Here is a 15,555-nt window from a genome sequence, read left to right on the forward strand (position 1 = left end):
GAGAATCAGATGAAAATATTAAATAACAGATATAGAATTATTAAAGAGCTCCCGATAGAATTAAAAAATAATACAGGTTTTGTTGTTCAAGATTTAGACTCCGACAAAGGAGAACAACTTGAATTAAGACTGGTATATGCTGCAGACTTAGATGAAGATTTTATGCATTTTATAAGAGAAAAATTTATTCTGATAAAGCAATTAAAAGAAACGGTCCACCTAAAAAATTATGACTTTACACGTTTAATAAGTATAGACAATAAAATAATAGATGAGAACATTTACTTATATACAATAGAATATATAGAAAAGAAAGAGCCCTTATCAGATTTTTTAATTGATGCTGCAACAAAGGATATTTTTGAATTATTTGCAGCAATACTGAAAGAGTTAAACTATTTAATAACATACGGAATAGTATATAACAACTTTGATCTAAACAATATATATGTGATAAAAGATAATGACCGATTTTCTATAAAAGCAAAGAACCTTATTACCGAAAAAAATCAATATTCACACCAAATAAGCTTTTTATCAAATGAAGAAATTCACACATTTACTTATAGCCATGATATTTTAAAAACAATCATTTTATCCTTGCTTTTAAAAAAGAATGTAATAAAAAATCATGAAAAATATTTTCAAGAACTTCAACAGACCAAAACTAATCAAATAAGTAATGAAAACGAAAAATATCTTTACACGTGTTTTTTTAAAATATATAACGAAATTCACACACGAAAACTTAAAAAAGAACCTTATCCGTTTTATGAAATAATATCGGATATTAATTACAACATAAATACCGACTACAATATTTCGACTCCAATGAGTGTTGTAAAAAAACAGCAATTTCCTATAAATAGAGAAAAAGAAAAAAAAGAGATTTTTTCCGTATTTAAACAAACAAAAACATCGAAACCTGAAAATAAAAACATTTTGATTACCGGTGCTTTTGGCATAGGAAAGACCTACTTCCTATCCGAGCTGTATTTTTTACTACTACTAAAAAAAATGGATGTTTATTATATTCCAAGCCTGAGTGACATGGACGATATCAAATTTATTTTGTATCTCATGAAAAGTTTATTTTTAAAAAATTCTTTAATCCAAAAAAATTATGAAAAAAAACTAAACAGCATCTTTGAGGCTTTAAAATCAGAAATAGAAATCAATGAAGATATAATAAGAATAAGCGCACTTAAATATAAGCTTATAAACTTAATAGTAGGTTTAATAGTAGAAAATTCATCATCACAGCCCATAGTTTTTATAATCGACGATATACATTTGATAAGCGAATTTATAACAAAAACAATATTATACCTAATAATAGAAAATTCGGATAAAAAGAATATAATACTGATACAATCCGCTAATGAAAGTCTAATTAATAATAATCAAAATTCAAAAAAACTTATTAAAGTTTTATCAAATCAAGCCGCAATAAAAAAAATAAATCTTCAAAACTTATCTGAACCGGAAACAGAAAGTTTAATAAGAAATACAATAAATATAAGAAACATTCCGGAGGTACTATTAAAAAAGATATATTTGAATACAGGTGGGAACCCCTTATTTATTAATGAAGCTCTAAAAGAGCTTACTGTTTCAGGTGAGCTAAAAAAAGACAAATCGATGGAGCTATGTCAACTTTCAGACAGTTTGTCCACTGCTTCTATCCCGATACCGATATCTACAAATATACAGCAGGCTGTAAGAAAGCAGATAAAAAACCTTAATGAGGATGAATTAAATTTTTTAAAAGACTTATGTATATTTAAATCCAGTTTTAAAGCTGAAGCTTTACCAAAAATACTTAATGTAACATCCGCAGCCGTTAAAAAATATATACCAAAACTTTTAGAGCAAAACATCATAAAAAAAATCACAAAGCAGTACGCAGATGAATACGCAATCATAAATAAAATCTTGCAAAAAATGATGTACAATGAACTTGATTGCGCTTATAGAGTAGAAGCACATAAAAAAATTATGCAAAGGATAAAAACAATAAAATCTGTAAGTATTCATGAGTTTATCTGGCATGCCGAAAAATCGGAACTATTTGCAGAAGCGGTTAATTATTGTATAAAATATAAAAATAAAATAAAAAAACAATGTACTCATATAGCTTATATCGAGATATTTGAAAAAATATATTTGTTTGTCCCAAAAGCCGACAACAGCAGAAAACTTGATATACTTCTTATTCTTGCAGAATCATATTTAGAAAATGATGATACGGCAGGATGTGGTAAAAAAATAGCAATGGCCGAAGAAATAATAAACGGCTTCAATTCAAATAAAATAGCTGCAGCACAAGTTCATATAATAAAAACAATTCAAGAAATTCAGTCTAAAGCAAAATATGAAAAAATAGCTAAATCTTTAGCTATAGCCGAAAAATTTACGGCCGAAGCAAATAATACTTATACTCAATTATTGTTTGATAAAGCAAAGGTAGAATTTTTACAATACAGCAAAAAATATACTGAAGCCGTCAATGAAGCAAAAAAAATTATATTAAAATGCGGTAATTCAAAAGAATTTAAATCACTCAAAACAAAAGTGCTGTTGAATCTGGGTACAAACCTTTTTTATTCAGGCGACTATAAAGAAGCGGAAAAAACCTATTTGGAAACTCTTAAAAATGCAAAAAAAATAGGCAATACAAATATTGAAGATACAGCCTATAATAACTTAGCTATTATCCAAGAACAGGCATATAAAGACTTTGATGCCTCAATAGTATATTATACAAAAATTTTAAAAAACAATAACGTATCGGGTAACACGGTTGCGGAAACACTCGCATTACTTAATCTAAGCATTGCCTATTTACACTTTTATGATTATGAAAAGGCCTATGATATTTGCAATCAGTCCATAAAAAAAATGATGCAAAACTTTGATACCGACATAATATTTTTTGCTCAAACCGTTATTTATGAAATTTACCTGTCACTATGCATGTATGACAAAGCTGCTGAAACCGAATCGGAAATATTTAAAATGCTTAAAGATAAAAGCATATCCAAAGATCCGCTACATATAAGCACCTTCAAACAAACAAAAAGCAGTTTTTACTACGCAATGGGGCATTTTGAAACTGACACCGAAATTTTAAAGGAAGATATCGAAGGACAAAAAAATATTACAGACCTTTTAGAAGTTTTTTCATTATTGTGCATTACTTTAAATAAAATTGCACAAGGTAAAATAAACTCAGTTGAAAAACTGGAAGAAGATATCTTAGCAATAATCTCAAATCAAGTCTTTTTAGAGAATATATATTTTTTATTCTATGAGCTAGTCTACCGTATAAGAAAAATTATCATATTCCGCTCTGATATTGATTTTAAAAAAATAGTTAAAATTATACTTGGAATAAATTGCTACAGCAATCAGCCTTTAATAAAGGCTCCTCTCTTATTTTTAGAAGCATATATTGAACCTGAAAATGCGGAAAAAAAACTGATAGAAGCCGCCTCTCTGCTTGAAAATAAATACATCTCGGATTTAAGTATAGATATAAATATTAAACTGGCTCTAATCCATTTAAATAAGAATAATATTAACATGGCAATGATTTATTTTGTTGAAGCTCAAAAGTTAATTAATATTTTTATAAAAAAAATACCTTTAAAATTCAAAGCAAGTTATTTTAATTCTCATCACTACGAATTGCCATCGTTGATAATAGATGATTATATCAACAAAAAAATAAAACCTGAATATAAAAAAATTAACGGACTACTATCCTATGAACAGATAAAAAAACTCTTATCCAAAAATACTGTTGAAAAATTAAAAAATAATCCGGCCTTTATTTTGAATATTATATCTCAAACAAAAACATCCGGTAGATTTAAAAATAAATCGATTGATGATATAATAGAAAAATTCTCAGATGATTTTCTAAAAAATATAAATGATCTTTTAAATTTTACGGCTTTAAATCTGCTTGCGAATTCGGCTGATGTATTTATCACAACAACCGATAATAAAATCGAGTCTTTATTTAATTTCGGCCAAAATAAAACTATAGAAAAAATTGCAAGATTAATAGAATCATCTACATACAATACGATAAATATTAAGACAGACAGAGAAATTTCATCACACCTTGTTATTCCGATAAATTCCTGCAATACGCAAACAGGAAACACCACAACCGGCTATTTGGTTTTTGTATCAAATAAAGAAATAAATAACTTCAGTAATTTTGGAATACGCTTCTGCCTAAGTATCGAAAATATATTCTCATTTTTAATAGAAAGCTATAAGGCACAACAGGAAGCAGCTACAGATAAACTGACCTCGGCACTGACAAAAAAATACACTGAAACCGTACTAAATGACATTTTAAGAGTTTCCAAAATAAGTAACAACCCTTTTAGTATACTCATGTACGATCTGGATAAATTTAAAAAAATAAACGACACCTTCGGTCATCAGCTGGGTGATACTGTTTTAAAAACGACCGCTAAAACTGCATTGAGTGTATTAAAAAAAGAACAAATACTCGGCCGAGTCGGAGGAGAAGAGTTTGTTATTTTGCTCCCTAATACCGAAAAAAAACAAGCTTTAGTAATAGCAGAAAAAATCAGAAAACAGGTAGAAGCATTACGTTTTGAAGATCCAGCGCTTAAAGTAACGATCAGTATGGGTATAGCCGTATTCCCCATGCACGGAACAGCGGAAAAAGATCTATTGTCAAAAGCAGATCAAGCCCTATATGCTGCAAAAAATTGGGGAAGAAACCAAACAGTTGTATGGGAAGAAGATCTGGAGCCTATCAAAAAAAAAGCAGACAGGCTCGCCGGAATATTAACAGGAAACACCATAAACGATACAAAAAATATTCTAAGTTTTATCGATACTGCATCGCTCATACGGCATTCCATATCAAAAACAAAAAGACTTGAAATCTGCCTTGAAAAAATAATAGACAGTACAGGAGCCGATTCAGGAATCTTTATCTGCCCTGTCAAAGAAAAGCAATCCAAAAGAATCTTTAAATATAGACCTGTTTCAAAACCGGAATTTCCTGTAAATAGAGACTTCATAATCGAAGTAATGTCCGAAAAAAAAGAACTATGCAAAATAGACTGGGAAAATATTTCGGGAAAAAACGCTATAACGGGAGTACCCAACTGGAATTCTACCATTCTTGTGCCGGTAATCCTAAAGGAAGAAATAAAAGCTATAATCTATCTTGTAGTTGAAATCAGAAAAAGGAAATTCGGAACGGAAGAGGTAAACTTAACAAGCTTATTTGCAGGTCTAATAGCTCCATTCTTTTAAGTCGGGCAGGGGGGATTTGAACCCCCGACTTCTTGGTCCCGAACCAAGCGCGCTACCCCTGCGCTACTGCCCGTAAATTACGGTAGCTATAAAAACAAAAAGCTCACCACTAAAGGCGGTGAGCTTTTTCGGGAGCGACGGGGCTCGAACCCGCGATCTCCGGCGTGACAGGCCAGCGCGATAACCAGCTTCGCTACGCCCCCATAAGGTTTGCATATTCTACCAAAACTAAAAGAAAATGTCAATAGTTTTTAATAAAAATCTTGCAAAAATATTGTTTTTAGGGTATAGTTTTACTTGTAAATAGAATTTAACATATGAGGTCAAATATGAATAATGTAAAATCTTTTTCGGCACACACCGACTGTACAACAGTACTGGTAGGCAAAAAAGCCGGTATTGACGGCTCAATTCTTATTGCAAGAAATGAGGATTTTCACTTGGCAATAAGTCCAAAAATATTTGTTTTAGAAAAAGCGGTAAATGAAACTGGCCGAGTTTATAAATCTAAAAACACGGGAGTGGAAATTCCCCTTCCTGCAAAAGCCTTCCGCTACACATCCGTTCCTCAAGCCTATCCCAACGATAAGGAAAACCAAGGCTTTTATGGAGAAGCCGGTATTAACGAAAAAAATGTAGCCTTGAGCTCTACCGAAAGCGTCTACGGAAACGCCAAGGTTCTCGCCTATGACCCGCTTGTAAAAAACGGAATTGCAGAAGATGCCATAAACGACATTGTCCTTCCCTTTATAAATTCTGCACGGGAAGGAGTAAGCTACTTGGGAAAACTTATCGAAAAATACGGCTCTGCTGAGGGTAACGGTATTTTATTTGCCGACCTTGATGAGGTTTGGTACATGGAAATTCCATGCGGACATCATTGGGTTGCCGTAAGAATTCCTGACGACTGCTATGCAGTAGCCCCAAATCAAGTTTCAATAGAAAAAATCGATTTTAAAAAACCGGACAGCTATATGTGGTCAAAGGGCATCAAGGAGTTCGTAAACGAACATAATCTGAATCCCGATAGAGAAGGTTTTAACTTTAGACATATTTTCGGAACATCAAGCGAAAAAGACAGGGTCTACAACACACCGAGAGCTTGGTTCGCGCAAAAATACCTTAACCCCGAAATAGAACAATCTCCGGTCTCCAACGATATTCCTTTTATCCAAAAAGCAAACCGTCTTATCTCTGTTGAAGATGTAGAATACATATTAAGCTCTCATTATAATGAAACGGAATTCGACCCTATCGGCATAGGAAACAGTGAATTTAATAAAACACGTTTTAGGGGTATTTCGCTTTCACGGACAGCCGAATCTCATATCTTGCAGTTAAGACCTAAGGCTCCCAAAGGACTTGAAGGCATCAAATGGCTTGCATTCGGAACTACGGCCTTTGTTCCATATGTCCCATTTTTTACAAATATTTTGGATACGCCTACAGCCTATAAAAGAATGACCCGTATGGTTTCTACCGATAATGCTTACTGGCTTTTTAAACTAATCGGACATTTTGTTGAATCTCATTACTCTGCATTTAAAGATGATAATAATGCTTATCTTACTGAAATGCAAAGCTATGGAAGGGCACGTGTAAAAGAGATTACCGATGCAGCGGCTAAGATTCCTGCAAAATCTTTAAGCGAATTTTTAACCGAAGAAAACCGCAAAACTGCAGAGCATGTATTAAAAAGGACAAAGGAATATCTATCCGATTTGATGCTGGAATCTTTTAAGTATTCAAAACTTTCTTTTACAATGGATAAAAACCTTTAATCAAGCATAATGCTATGTAAAATTTAAGGCCTCAAAATTTTTTGAGGCCTTTTCTATTTAGTTTTGATTTTCCGTAATAAGAAGACTCAACTTCGAAATCGAAGCTCCTGTGTCGGATTCCACCTTTCGGGTATTGCTTATAGCCGAATCGAGAGTTTTTATGCTGTTCAACATCTCTGAAATTTCCGCATTAACTTCCTCAGTTGCATTTAGAAGGCGCTTAAAGCTGCCTGAAATATCCGAACGGGTTTGGATGATATTGTGTTTTTCTTTTTGCACGTTGGTAAATTCTTCCAAAAGAGTATTCATAATCGAATTCATTTTTTCGGTTTGAGAGTTTACGTCTGAAATAAAGCCCGAAATATTGGACAAAATATGCTGAAAATCAAAAACTTTTTGATTTATATCGTCAAAACTTTTTTGAAGTACGCCTGAAGCCTCGGCCGACTGGCGGATACTGTTATTTATTTGACTTAATATCTTCCCTGTAGAGTCGGCCTCGGATGCGGAACCTTCTGCAAGCTTTCTTATCTCATCGGCAACAACAGCAAACCCCTTACCGGCATCACCTGCATGGGCAGCCTCTATCGCCGCATTCATTGCCAAAAGGTTTGTTTGTTCCGCTAGGGCGGTAATCAGCTGGTTAGCTTCAAGAAGACCTTCAGAGCTTTGGTAAATATTGGCGATAATTGCAGTTACTTTTGCCAAATTATCTTTACCCATTTTACTGGCATCCGATAGTAAGGCAAAGCCTCTGTTTATTGTGTCAAATTTATCCGATAAATCATTAATAACATTATTAAGCTCTTTTATTTGTAAAACAGTATTTTCTGCAGCACTTGATTGGCGTTCGATTCCTTCCGAAATATTATCCAAAAATAAATTAAGGCTGTCTGTAGCTGTTTGAGTTCCTCTTAATTCTCCGTCTTGTACACCAATTTCCTGCCTTACAGACTCGGCATATCCGGAAAGTTTTTTCATCGCATCTTCGGCTATGTCCATGTTCTCTGCCAAAATAACTTCATGCTGCTTTAACTCGCTGCTTGTATTTTTTATTTCGTCAAACAACAAACCTTTTTGCCTATCCGATTCAAGAAGCATGGCTCTAGCTTCATCAGCCTTTTTATTTTCAAGGTAATTTCTCCATGCAAGACAAAAGGCTTGAGCAAACAAAAATCCTGAAAAGCCGAAAGACAACAAATTTCCGAAATTTGAAATCATCATACTGTATAGAACATCATTTACTGCCGAGGCAGCCAAAATTACAATACCGGCAACTATAGGAACACTTCCCGTCCTTTTCTTTATCAAGATGCGGATTACAAAGTAGATCGCATAAAAGACTTCACCAAGTAAGATTATCTGATGAATAAGAATAAATTTTCCATAAATATAGGCAGGAGTTACTAAAATAAACAGCACATAAGCAAGGGCCTCGGCCGATATTATTATATAGACTATTTTTTGTATATCATCTTTATATAAAGATCTAAAATATGTAAATATAAAAAAACCTACAGAGGCAAAGGTAAGATAATCCAACTTTGTAATGAGTTCCCACGAGGCGGAAGGAAAAATATATTTAAATACATATCCCATTACGGCAGTCCGTAAGATGACCGTCAAAGAAAAAAATATAAAATACAAAAGATTTTTATTATGGGGATGAAAAATAAAAAGAGCCAAGTGATAAAGGATTATTGCAATACCGAAAGCAAAAACAAATATATCCACAAAGCGTTTGGATAAAACGGAATTCTCTACAGCTTCTTTTGTACCGATACTTACCGGATGATAAATTCCTCCGCGGGCGTGGGCAAAGTTTGAAACTTGAAGCGCAATATAAATTTCAGTAAGGCCCTGAGGGATGTCATAGACAATATCCTTTATGCCGGTTTTTGAATTTTCTCTTGAAGAAGAAGGACTGCCCGCCCGCATAACTTCCTCTCCGTCAATAAACAAGGCCCAGGACGAAACGGGCGACGTAATTTTTAAGGTGAGCTTAGGAGAAGTTTGAGGCAGTAAAATTTTCAAGGTATAGGTTCCGTATCCCAAATTTGAAAGCCTCGTGCCGTCTGAAAGAACAGCCTTACTCCATTCCATAGGGCATCGAATAAATACTCCGGTTTTTTCAATATCCTCTTTTGAAAAAACAAGCTTATTATTGTAAAAACCCATTTCGCCGTTTAAAATTAAAACCGGAGAAGAACCAAAATCTGTCTTTCTTATGTCTAAGATACCTTTTTTTACTTCTTCAGAAAAAACCGCCAAACTTACCGATAAAAAAAGGCAAAGGGTCAACAAAAATTTAATAGATCTTGTTTCTTTGCTTTTAAAATTTTCACGCATTTTGTTCCTGCATTGGAGCAGGGATCTGTACATTTTGAACATCATTTTCATCTCCTTCTTCAGTTTCCGATACCAAATTTTTACACTCAACTACTTTTCCCATAAAAACATCAGTTATGGTTCGGATTTTTTCAGGCTCTTTAACCGTCTCTTCAACTTTATTTTCAGGTTGAGGCGGAATATACTCCTTTATAATTAATTTAAATCTCTTTCCTGTAATTTCAAAAATAGAGTCTATAACCGTATCCTTTTGTTTTTGAATCAGCGTATAGTCAAAAGAGCTGCGAGCAAACAGCGTAAGGCTGTCTTCCTTTAAAAGCCAATCCTTACTTTGACCTACGGCAGAAGACAAGATCCCGCTCTTTTCTAAAAGAGCCTCGATTAACGGTTCTTTTAAATCCTCTACAGTATTAAAATTATTTTCTACTATGCGGGCAGTCTGAAGTACGGTTTCTTTTTCCTCATCTTTTTTTTCAAAAGACAAAGGCGCATTATTTGAAACCGGCTGTTTCTCTTCATTTTTTTTTTCCGAAAACCCGTCCAATTTATTGTCGCGTTTTAAGACGGCCTTAAATTGTTCGGTCAAACTGCCCGCATGGTTAAAAGATTGGGGAGCTTCCTTTGGCTGAGCTTCTTCAAAGCGGGGCATAGGTCTTACAGGTTCGGCATTTACCTGCCGTCCTGAAATAAGGCTTTGGGCTGCATCAAAGGCGGCTTTTAAACCGGCAGGCGATACATAATCGCTCAGCCACGAAAGACGCGAAACGGCAAGCTCCAATTCATATCTTTGATCGATAGAAAACCTGAGATCCTTAAAAAGTTGGAGCATTATGCTTAAAGCTCTTTCTATTTGTACAGCCTCCCAGCCCTGTAAGATATCCTGCGGAAAGCGGTCGGCTCTCTGTCCTATAAGGGCTTCCTTTGTAATGCCGTGCTTTACCAATAAAAGACTTCTAAAATAATCCGCACAATCCGAAACTACCTGCTCAACCGAGATTCCTCCCTGCAAGATTCCATCCAAGATAGAAAGGGCTTCCCGGCTGTTCTTTGCAACACAGGCCGACACAAGTTTATTTATTGAATCGACACCTGTAAGGCCGAGTTTTTCGTGTATCTTTTCAAAGGTGATATGCCCGTCCGAAAAGGCTGCTACCTGATCAAAAAGGGTGTAAGCATCCCGCACGCTTCCGGTTGCTTCACGAGCAATCCAATAAAGGGCCTCATCATCTGCGGCTATGCCCATCTCTGCGGCTGCTTCTCCCAAGGCCTTCTTTAAGATCTCTATCGAAACAAGCTTAAAATTAAACTGTTGGCAGCGGCTTTTAATCGTAGCCGGAACCTTATGAATTTCGGTAGTGGCAAAAATAAACACAACATAGGGCGGCGGCTCTTCTATTGTTTTTAATAAGGCATTAAAAGCACTTGTCGAGAGCATGTGCACTTCGTCAATTATATAAATTTTATACCTGTTAGAATTCGGAGGAAATAAAATTTCGTCCTTTATCTGTCTTACATCATTTACACTCGTATTTGAAGCGCCGTCAATTTCTATTACATCCAAACATGAGCCGGCCGTAATTTCTTCGCAAGAGGTACAATGACCGCAAGGAGTGGGCCTCGGCCCTTCGGCACAGTTAAGCACCTTGGCTAAAATTCTAGCCGAGCTTGTCTTTCCGCAGCCTCTGGGACCGGAAAAAAGATAGGCATGGGCTATCTTGCCGGCCTCAATCGATTTTTGCAATGTTGCGGCAACAAATTCTTGGCCCAGCAAATCTTCAAAACGCTGGGGCCTTCTCCGTGTCGCTGTTACTTGATATTCCATATGTAGCAGTATAACACAAATTCACTCAAAATTAAACTAGGCAAACCATTCAATTTTCTATTAGATCTTACTTGAAAAAAAGATATTTTATTTTAGTATTTTTGATATTCTTTTACAAAAAAACATACAACAATAGTAGAGGTGATAGTTATGAAAAAATTTAAAAAAATTTTGACTTTATCTATTTTTATATGTTTTTGTGTTCTTTTGTGCGCCTGTACAGGCTGTACAAATATATTCCGCTTACAAAGCATCGGCAAGGATGAGATTTCCATTGTGAGCTATAATGCTCAGACCTTCTTTGACGCTGTAGAAGACGGGCACGAGTTTAAGGAATTCAAGGGTTCAAAAACAAAATGGTCTAAGGAAAGGTATGCAGAAAGGCTTTTCCGGCTAAAAGAGGCTGTTAATCTTTCATGCCTGGGGCTTGGTTTAGGGGAAAAAGACATACCGGATATTCTTATCTTACAAGAAATTGAAAGCCGCACCGTCATAGATGATTTTTGTAAAATCTTCCCTATAAATAACTCGTACAAATACGCAGTCTTTATTCCTCCCCAAAACGGAGGAGCATTCAGCACTGCCCTGCTTTCAAAATTTCCTATAACCGAAATAAAGGTTTTTAATGTATACTCAGGTAAAAAAATCTTGCGCCCGATGATCGAAACCAGAATTCAAATAGGTAATTCTGCGGGGGATAACGAATTGGTGCTGTTAAATGTTCATTGGAAGTCCAAGGCAGGAGACTCAGACAGCGCCTCTATCAGGCGGCAGCAGGAAGAACAAGCCTATAAAAGGCTTACGGAATTAAAAACTCAAGAACCCCGGACACCCTTTATAATATGCGGCGACTTTAATCAGACGCTGGAGGAATTTTCTCTTTTATCCGAATTTGATAACTGCTGGAATATTGAGGCCTATCAAGCCGCAGTTCAAGAAGAAAGCCAGCCCTCAGGAAGCTACTTTTACAAGGGAACATGGGAAGGAATCGACCATTTTTTCTATTCGGATAATTTAAGCGATGGAAAAAACTTTGATCTAAGCTTTTTTTGTGTAATTAACTCAAGGCCGCTGACCGATATGTCCGGAAAACCTGAAAAGTACTCCGTGAGCAAAGGAACCGGGTACTCGGACCATCTGCCCATAGGCATAATTCTCAAAAGGCAGTAAGGTGTTTTTAAGCGGTGCCATTTGTACCGCTTAAAAAAAACCGTTCATTTATAAAAATGAACGGTTAATACCGGCGAAGGGACTTGAACCCTTACGGAGTCGCCCCCAATAGATTTTGAGTCTATCGTGTATACCATTTCACCACGCCGGCTCATTGAAAGTTTATTCTATCATAAAAATAAAACTTTGTAAAGCCCTTTTTTAAGCTGAATTTTAACTTTGTAAGAGGAGCCTACAAAAAAAAGAGCCCGCTCTCGCGGGCCAACTCGGTCCCGTACGAAGGAGGATTACGAAACCGAGCTTACATATCCAACAAAACTAGTAAATATAAGTTACATACTATTTGCAGAATGTACTTAATTTATTTATAAAAAGCGCTGTAAGCCTTATAGGCCATATAAAGGTCGGCCTTGCTTATGATTTCATATGGAGCATGCATTGAAAGAACAGGAACCCCGCAGTCTACAACTTCAGCACCGTATTTTGCGATAATATAGGCAATTGTTCCGCCTCCTCCTGCATCTATTTTTCCCAGCTCGGCAGTCTGCCATACAACCTTATTGTCGTCAAAGATTTTTCTCACTCTTTGTAAGAATTCAGCATTGGCATCGTTTGAGCCGCCTTTGCCGCCCGAACCTGTATATTTATTGATACAGATACCGTTGCCTACATAGGCAGAGTTCATCTTTTCAAAAACTGAAGGAAAGGCAGGGTCGAAACCTGCAGAAACATCGGCCGAAAGCATATATGAGTTGGCAAAGGCCCTTCTGACATCGATATCCCTGTAGTTTTTGTTTAAGGCGGCTATTTCTGCAACCATATTTTCAAAATAAAGGGCCTGCATACCCGTATTTCCTACGGAACCGATTTCTTCCTTATCGGCAAAAAGAGCTGCGGCAGTCCTTGGAGGAGATTCAACCTCCAAAATAGCTTTTAAGGTTGTATAAGCACAAACCCTGTCATCGTGGCCGTGTCCTGCAATAAGAGAATTGTCAAAGCCCACATTTCGAGCCTTTCCGGCAGGAACAACCTCCAGCTCCGCGACCCTGAAATCTTCTTCAATAATGCCGTATTTTTCATTAAGGATTTTTAAAATATTGTCCTTTATAGGGTTTTTGGACTCTTCCTTTTTATCATCCTTATCTTTTTTTTCTTTAACGGCCGGCTTTTGATTTCCTACGAGGATGTTAAGCTGTTCTCCGGTTATACCTTCAGACATTGTTTCTTGAAGCTGTTTTTTAGACAGGTGTATCAAAAGGTCATTAATGAAAAGAACAGGATCTTTTTCGTCTTCACCTATGCAAATATCGACTTTTTTACCTTCTTTTGTGAAGATAACACCGTGAATAGCCAGAGGAATTGTAGTCCACTGATATTTTTTTACACCGCCGTAATAGTGAGTTTTTAAAAATGCGAGATTCGATTCTTCAAAAAGGGGCATCTGCTTTAAATCAAGACGGGGACTGTCTATGTGAGCTCCGATAATGTTCATACCCTGAGTGATGTCATCACCCAAAACCATCAAAACTACGGACTTTTCTTTATTGTTTAAATAAACCTTTGTTCCTTTTTTTGCCGAGCCGCTTTTTATTACTTCTTCAAGAGACTTAAAGCCGTGCTTTTTAGCCTGCTTTATAATCTCTACAGTACATTCTCTTTCAGTTTTTCCATTGTTCAAAAAATCCAAATAACTATCCGAAAGTTTTCCCAGTTCGGAAAGTTCAGCCTTAGTCAAATTTTCCCAAGCAGATTTCTGCTTATAAGATAAATCCATAACACACCTCTTTAGTTTTACTGCCCAAGGCAGCTTTATTTATCGTATAAAGTATATATCTTTTTTTTATTTTAGAAAAGCGGGCAATGCCGGCAGAACTTGACAGATAATAAGAATTTATATAGATTTGTATTTATTAAGGAGAATAATAAATGAAAAAAATAGGTGCACTTTTAATGTTTTTAATCGCAGGCATTTTTTCGGCTTCTTGTACTACAAAATCTGCTGAAAATATTACCCGAATGAGCGGTTCCAGTCTGGAAGCTATTATAAAAGATGAAAAGGAAGTAAAAAACTATCTTATAATCGATGTCCGTGAAGATCATGAATATAAGGCAGGCCATGTCCCGCACTCAATAAATATAAGCGTACAAGAAATCGAAAGCCGCATTTCCGAAATTTCCGATTGGAAAGAAAAAAATGTAATAGTAATCTGCAGGAGCGGAAGAAGGAGCCGAGCAGCAGCCGAAATTCTAGCAAAGCATGGATTTAAAAAGATATTCGATGCTGATGGCGTAAGCAAATATAACTACAAACTGGAAAAATAAAGGTCCTTTTTGATTTTAGAAAAAACTCATTAAAAAGGGCTTGCCTAAAAAGCGATTATATGGCAATATAGCCCCTTAGGAGATATATCGTGTCAAACAAAATTAGAATTGAAGATGAAGAACAATTAATTTCATCCTTAAAAGATCTTATCGAGGCGATAAAAACACAGGAAAACCCTGAAGAATTAAACCTATATCGCCGCATCTTTAAAAAAGCAGTCCCGCTCACGATGCGGTCTTATGTTGCCGCTTACCTTATTAAACAAGCGGGAATCGGGGGCAGCCGCGTTTATAAAAAAGACAGCCGAAACGGCTCTGGAAAAGGTTCTTTTAAACAAAACCCTGCAAGACCGTCAAGGCCTAAAGTCATATTGGCAGAAGAGGAGTCAACAAGTCTTTTTATCGGCGTAGGCCGAAAAAGAGGAATTTTTCCAAAAGATATTATAACCTTGTTGATTCAGGGAGCAGGTATTTCACGTGAACACATCGGCGACATAAGAATTTTGGATAACTACTGCTTTGTCCAAGTTATGCAGGATGAAGCTGAGAGCATCATAGAGAAGCTTAACAACAGCTATTACCGAGGCAAGAATTTAACGGTTAGTCATTCAAGGAAACCAGAGGATGAAGATGAAAATTTTGAAGATTCTGAAGCCTTTAATGACGAGAATGTAGAAAATTACGCAGAAGAAGAAAATAACCAGAATCAGTCTGAAAGCGAATTATAGACCTCAAAAAACCCCTCTTAAAAAGAGGGGCTTTTTTTAGCAGACTGTCAATACTTTTTTAGCAGACTTG

General features: G+C 35.8%; 8 protein-coding genes and 3 tRNA genes. 5 read left to right on the forward strand and 6 right to left on the reverse strand.

Annotation, left to right across the window (positions count from 1 at the left end):
- Window positions 1–9 precede the first annotated feature (9 nt).
- Window positions 10–5,313: a diguanylate cyclase gene (locus tag E4O07_RS09855; RefSeq protein ID WP_253685325.1), complete on the forward strand. Its 5,304-nt coding sequence runs from the start codon at window positions 10–12 to the stop codon at window positions 5,311–5,313.
- Between the two features lies 1 nt (window position 5,314).
- Here E4O07_RS09855 and E4O07_RS09860 read toward each other — a convergent pair.
- A tRNA-Pro gene (locus tag E4O07_RS09860) sits at window positions 5,315–5,386 on the reverse strand.
- A 56-nt stretch (window positions 5,387–5,442) separates the two neighbouring features.
- A tRNA-Asp gene (locus tag E4O07_RS09865) sits at window positions 5,443–5,516 on the reverse strand.
- A 126-nt stretch (window positions 5,517–5,642) separates the two neighbouring features.
- On the opposite strand from E4O07_RS09865, the gene E4O07_RS09870 reads away from it, so the two are divergent.
- Window positions 5,643–7,094, forward strand: a complete 1,452-nt coding sequence (locus E4O07_RS09870; protein WP_253685327.1) for a C69 family dipeptidase — start codon at window positions 5,643–5,645, stop codon at window positions 7,092–7,094.
- Window positions 7,095–7,151: 57 nt separating this feature from the next.
- Here E4O07_RS09870 and E4O07_RS09875 read toward each other — a convergent pair whose 3' ends face one another.
- Window positions 7,152–9,488: a methyl-accepting chemotaxis protein gene (locus tag E4O07_RS09875; protein WP_371921918.1), complete on the reverse strand. Its 2,337-nt coding sequence runs from the start codon at window positions 9,486–9,488 to the stop codon at window positions 7,152–7,154.
- Window positions 9,436–11,265 carry a DNA polymerase III subunit gamma/tau gene (dnaX, locus tag E4O07_RS09880; RefSeq protein ID WP_253685331.1) on the reverse strand — a complete coding sequence of 610 codons (1,830 nt, stop codon included), beginning with the start codon at window positions 11,263–11,265 and terminating at the stop codon, window positions 9,436–9,438. The genes E4O07_RS09875 and dnaX overlap by 53 nt, the downstream gene beginning before the upstream one ends.
- Window positions 11,266–11,415: 150 nt before the next feature.
- On the opposite strand from dnaX, the gene E4O07_RS09885 reads away from it, so the two are divergent.
- The gene (locus E4O07_RS09885; protein WP_253685333.1) at window positions 11,416–12,435 is read left to right on the forward strand and encodes an endonuclease/exonuclease/phosphatase family protein; all 1,020 of its coding nucleotides are present in this window, start codon (window positions 11,416–11,418) and stop codon (window positions 12,433–12,435) included.
- 68 nt (window positions 12,436–12,503) lie between these two features.
- Here the strand turns inward: E4O07_RS09885 and E4O07_RS09890 are convergent.
- Together E4O07_RS09890 and E4O07_RS09895 are read right to left on the reverse strand one after the other, a co-directional pair.
- A tRNA-Leu gene (locus E4O07_RS09890) sits at window positions 12,504–12,586 on the reverse strand.
- Between the two features lie 210 nt (window positions 12,587–12,796).
- Window positions 12,797–14,209: an aminopeptidase gene (locus tag E4O07_RS09895; RefSeq protein WP_253685335.1), complete on the reverse strand. Its 1,413-nt coding sequence runs from the start codon at window positions 14,207–14,209 to the stop codon at window positions 12,797–12,799.
- A 152-nt stretch (window positions 14,210–14,361) separates the two neighbouring features.
- Here E4O07_RS09895 and E4O07_RS09900 point away from each other — a divergent pair, with 152 nt between their 5' ends.
- Together E4O07_RS09900 and E4O07_RS09905 are read left to right on the forward strand one after the other, a co-directional pair.
- A complete protein-coding gene (locus E4O07_RS09900) occupies window positions 14,362–14,757 on the forward strand; it encodes a rhodanese-like domain-containing protein (RefSeq protein WP_253685337.1) in 396 nt (131 codons plus the stop codon).
- Between the two features lie 89 nt (window positions 14,758–14,846).
- A complete protein-coding gene (locus tag E4O07_RS09905) occupies window positions 14,847–15,485 on the forward strand; it encodes a DbpA RNA binding domain-containing protein (RefSeq protein WP_253685339.1) in 639 nt (212 codons plus the stop codon).
- The last annotated feature ends 70 nt before the right edge of the window (window positions 15,486–15,555 follow it).

The sequence above is a fragment of the Treponema sp. OMZ 798 genome (assembly GCF_024181385.1).
In the GTDB taxonomy this organism is placed as follows: Bacteria; Spirochaetota; Spirochaetia; order Treponematales; family Treponemataceae; genus Treponema_B.

Bases quoted from the DNA above. Each gene is read 5' to 3' on its own strand.
- E4O07_RS09855 (WP_253685325.1), top strand. From the start codon at position 10: ATGAAAATATTAAATAACAGATATAGAATTATTAAAGAGCTCCCGATA.
- E4O07_RS09870 (WP_253685327.1), top strand. From the start codon at position 5,643: ATGAATAATGTAAAATCTTTTTCGGCACACACCGACTGTACAACAGTA.
- E4O07_RS09875 (WP_371921918.1), bottom strand. From the start codon at position 9,488: ATGATGTTCAAAATGTACAGATCCCTGCTCCAATGCAGGAACAAAATG.
- dnaX (WP_253685331.1), bottom strand. From the start codon at position 11,265: ATGGAATATCAAGTAACAGCGACACGGAGAAGGCCCCAGCGTTTTGAA.
- E4O07_RS09885 (WP_253685333.1), top strand. From the start codon at position 11,416: ATGAAAAAATTTAAAAAAATTTTGACTTTATCTATTTTTATATGTTTT.
- E4O07_RS09895 (WP_253685335.1), bottom strand. From the start codon at position 14,209: ATGGATTTATCTTATAAGCAGAAATCTGCTTGGGAAAATTTGACTAAG.
- E4O07_RS09900 (WP_253685337.1), top strand. From the start codon at position 14,362: ATGAAAAAAATAGGTGCACTTTTAATGTTTTTAATCGCAGGCATTTTT.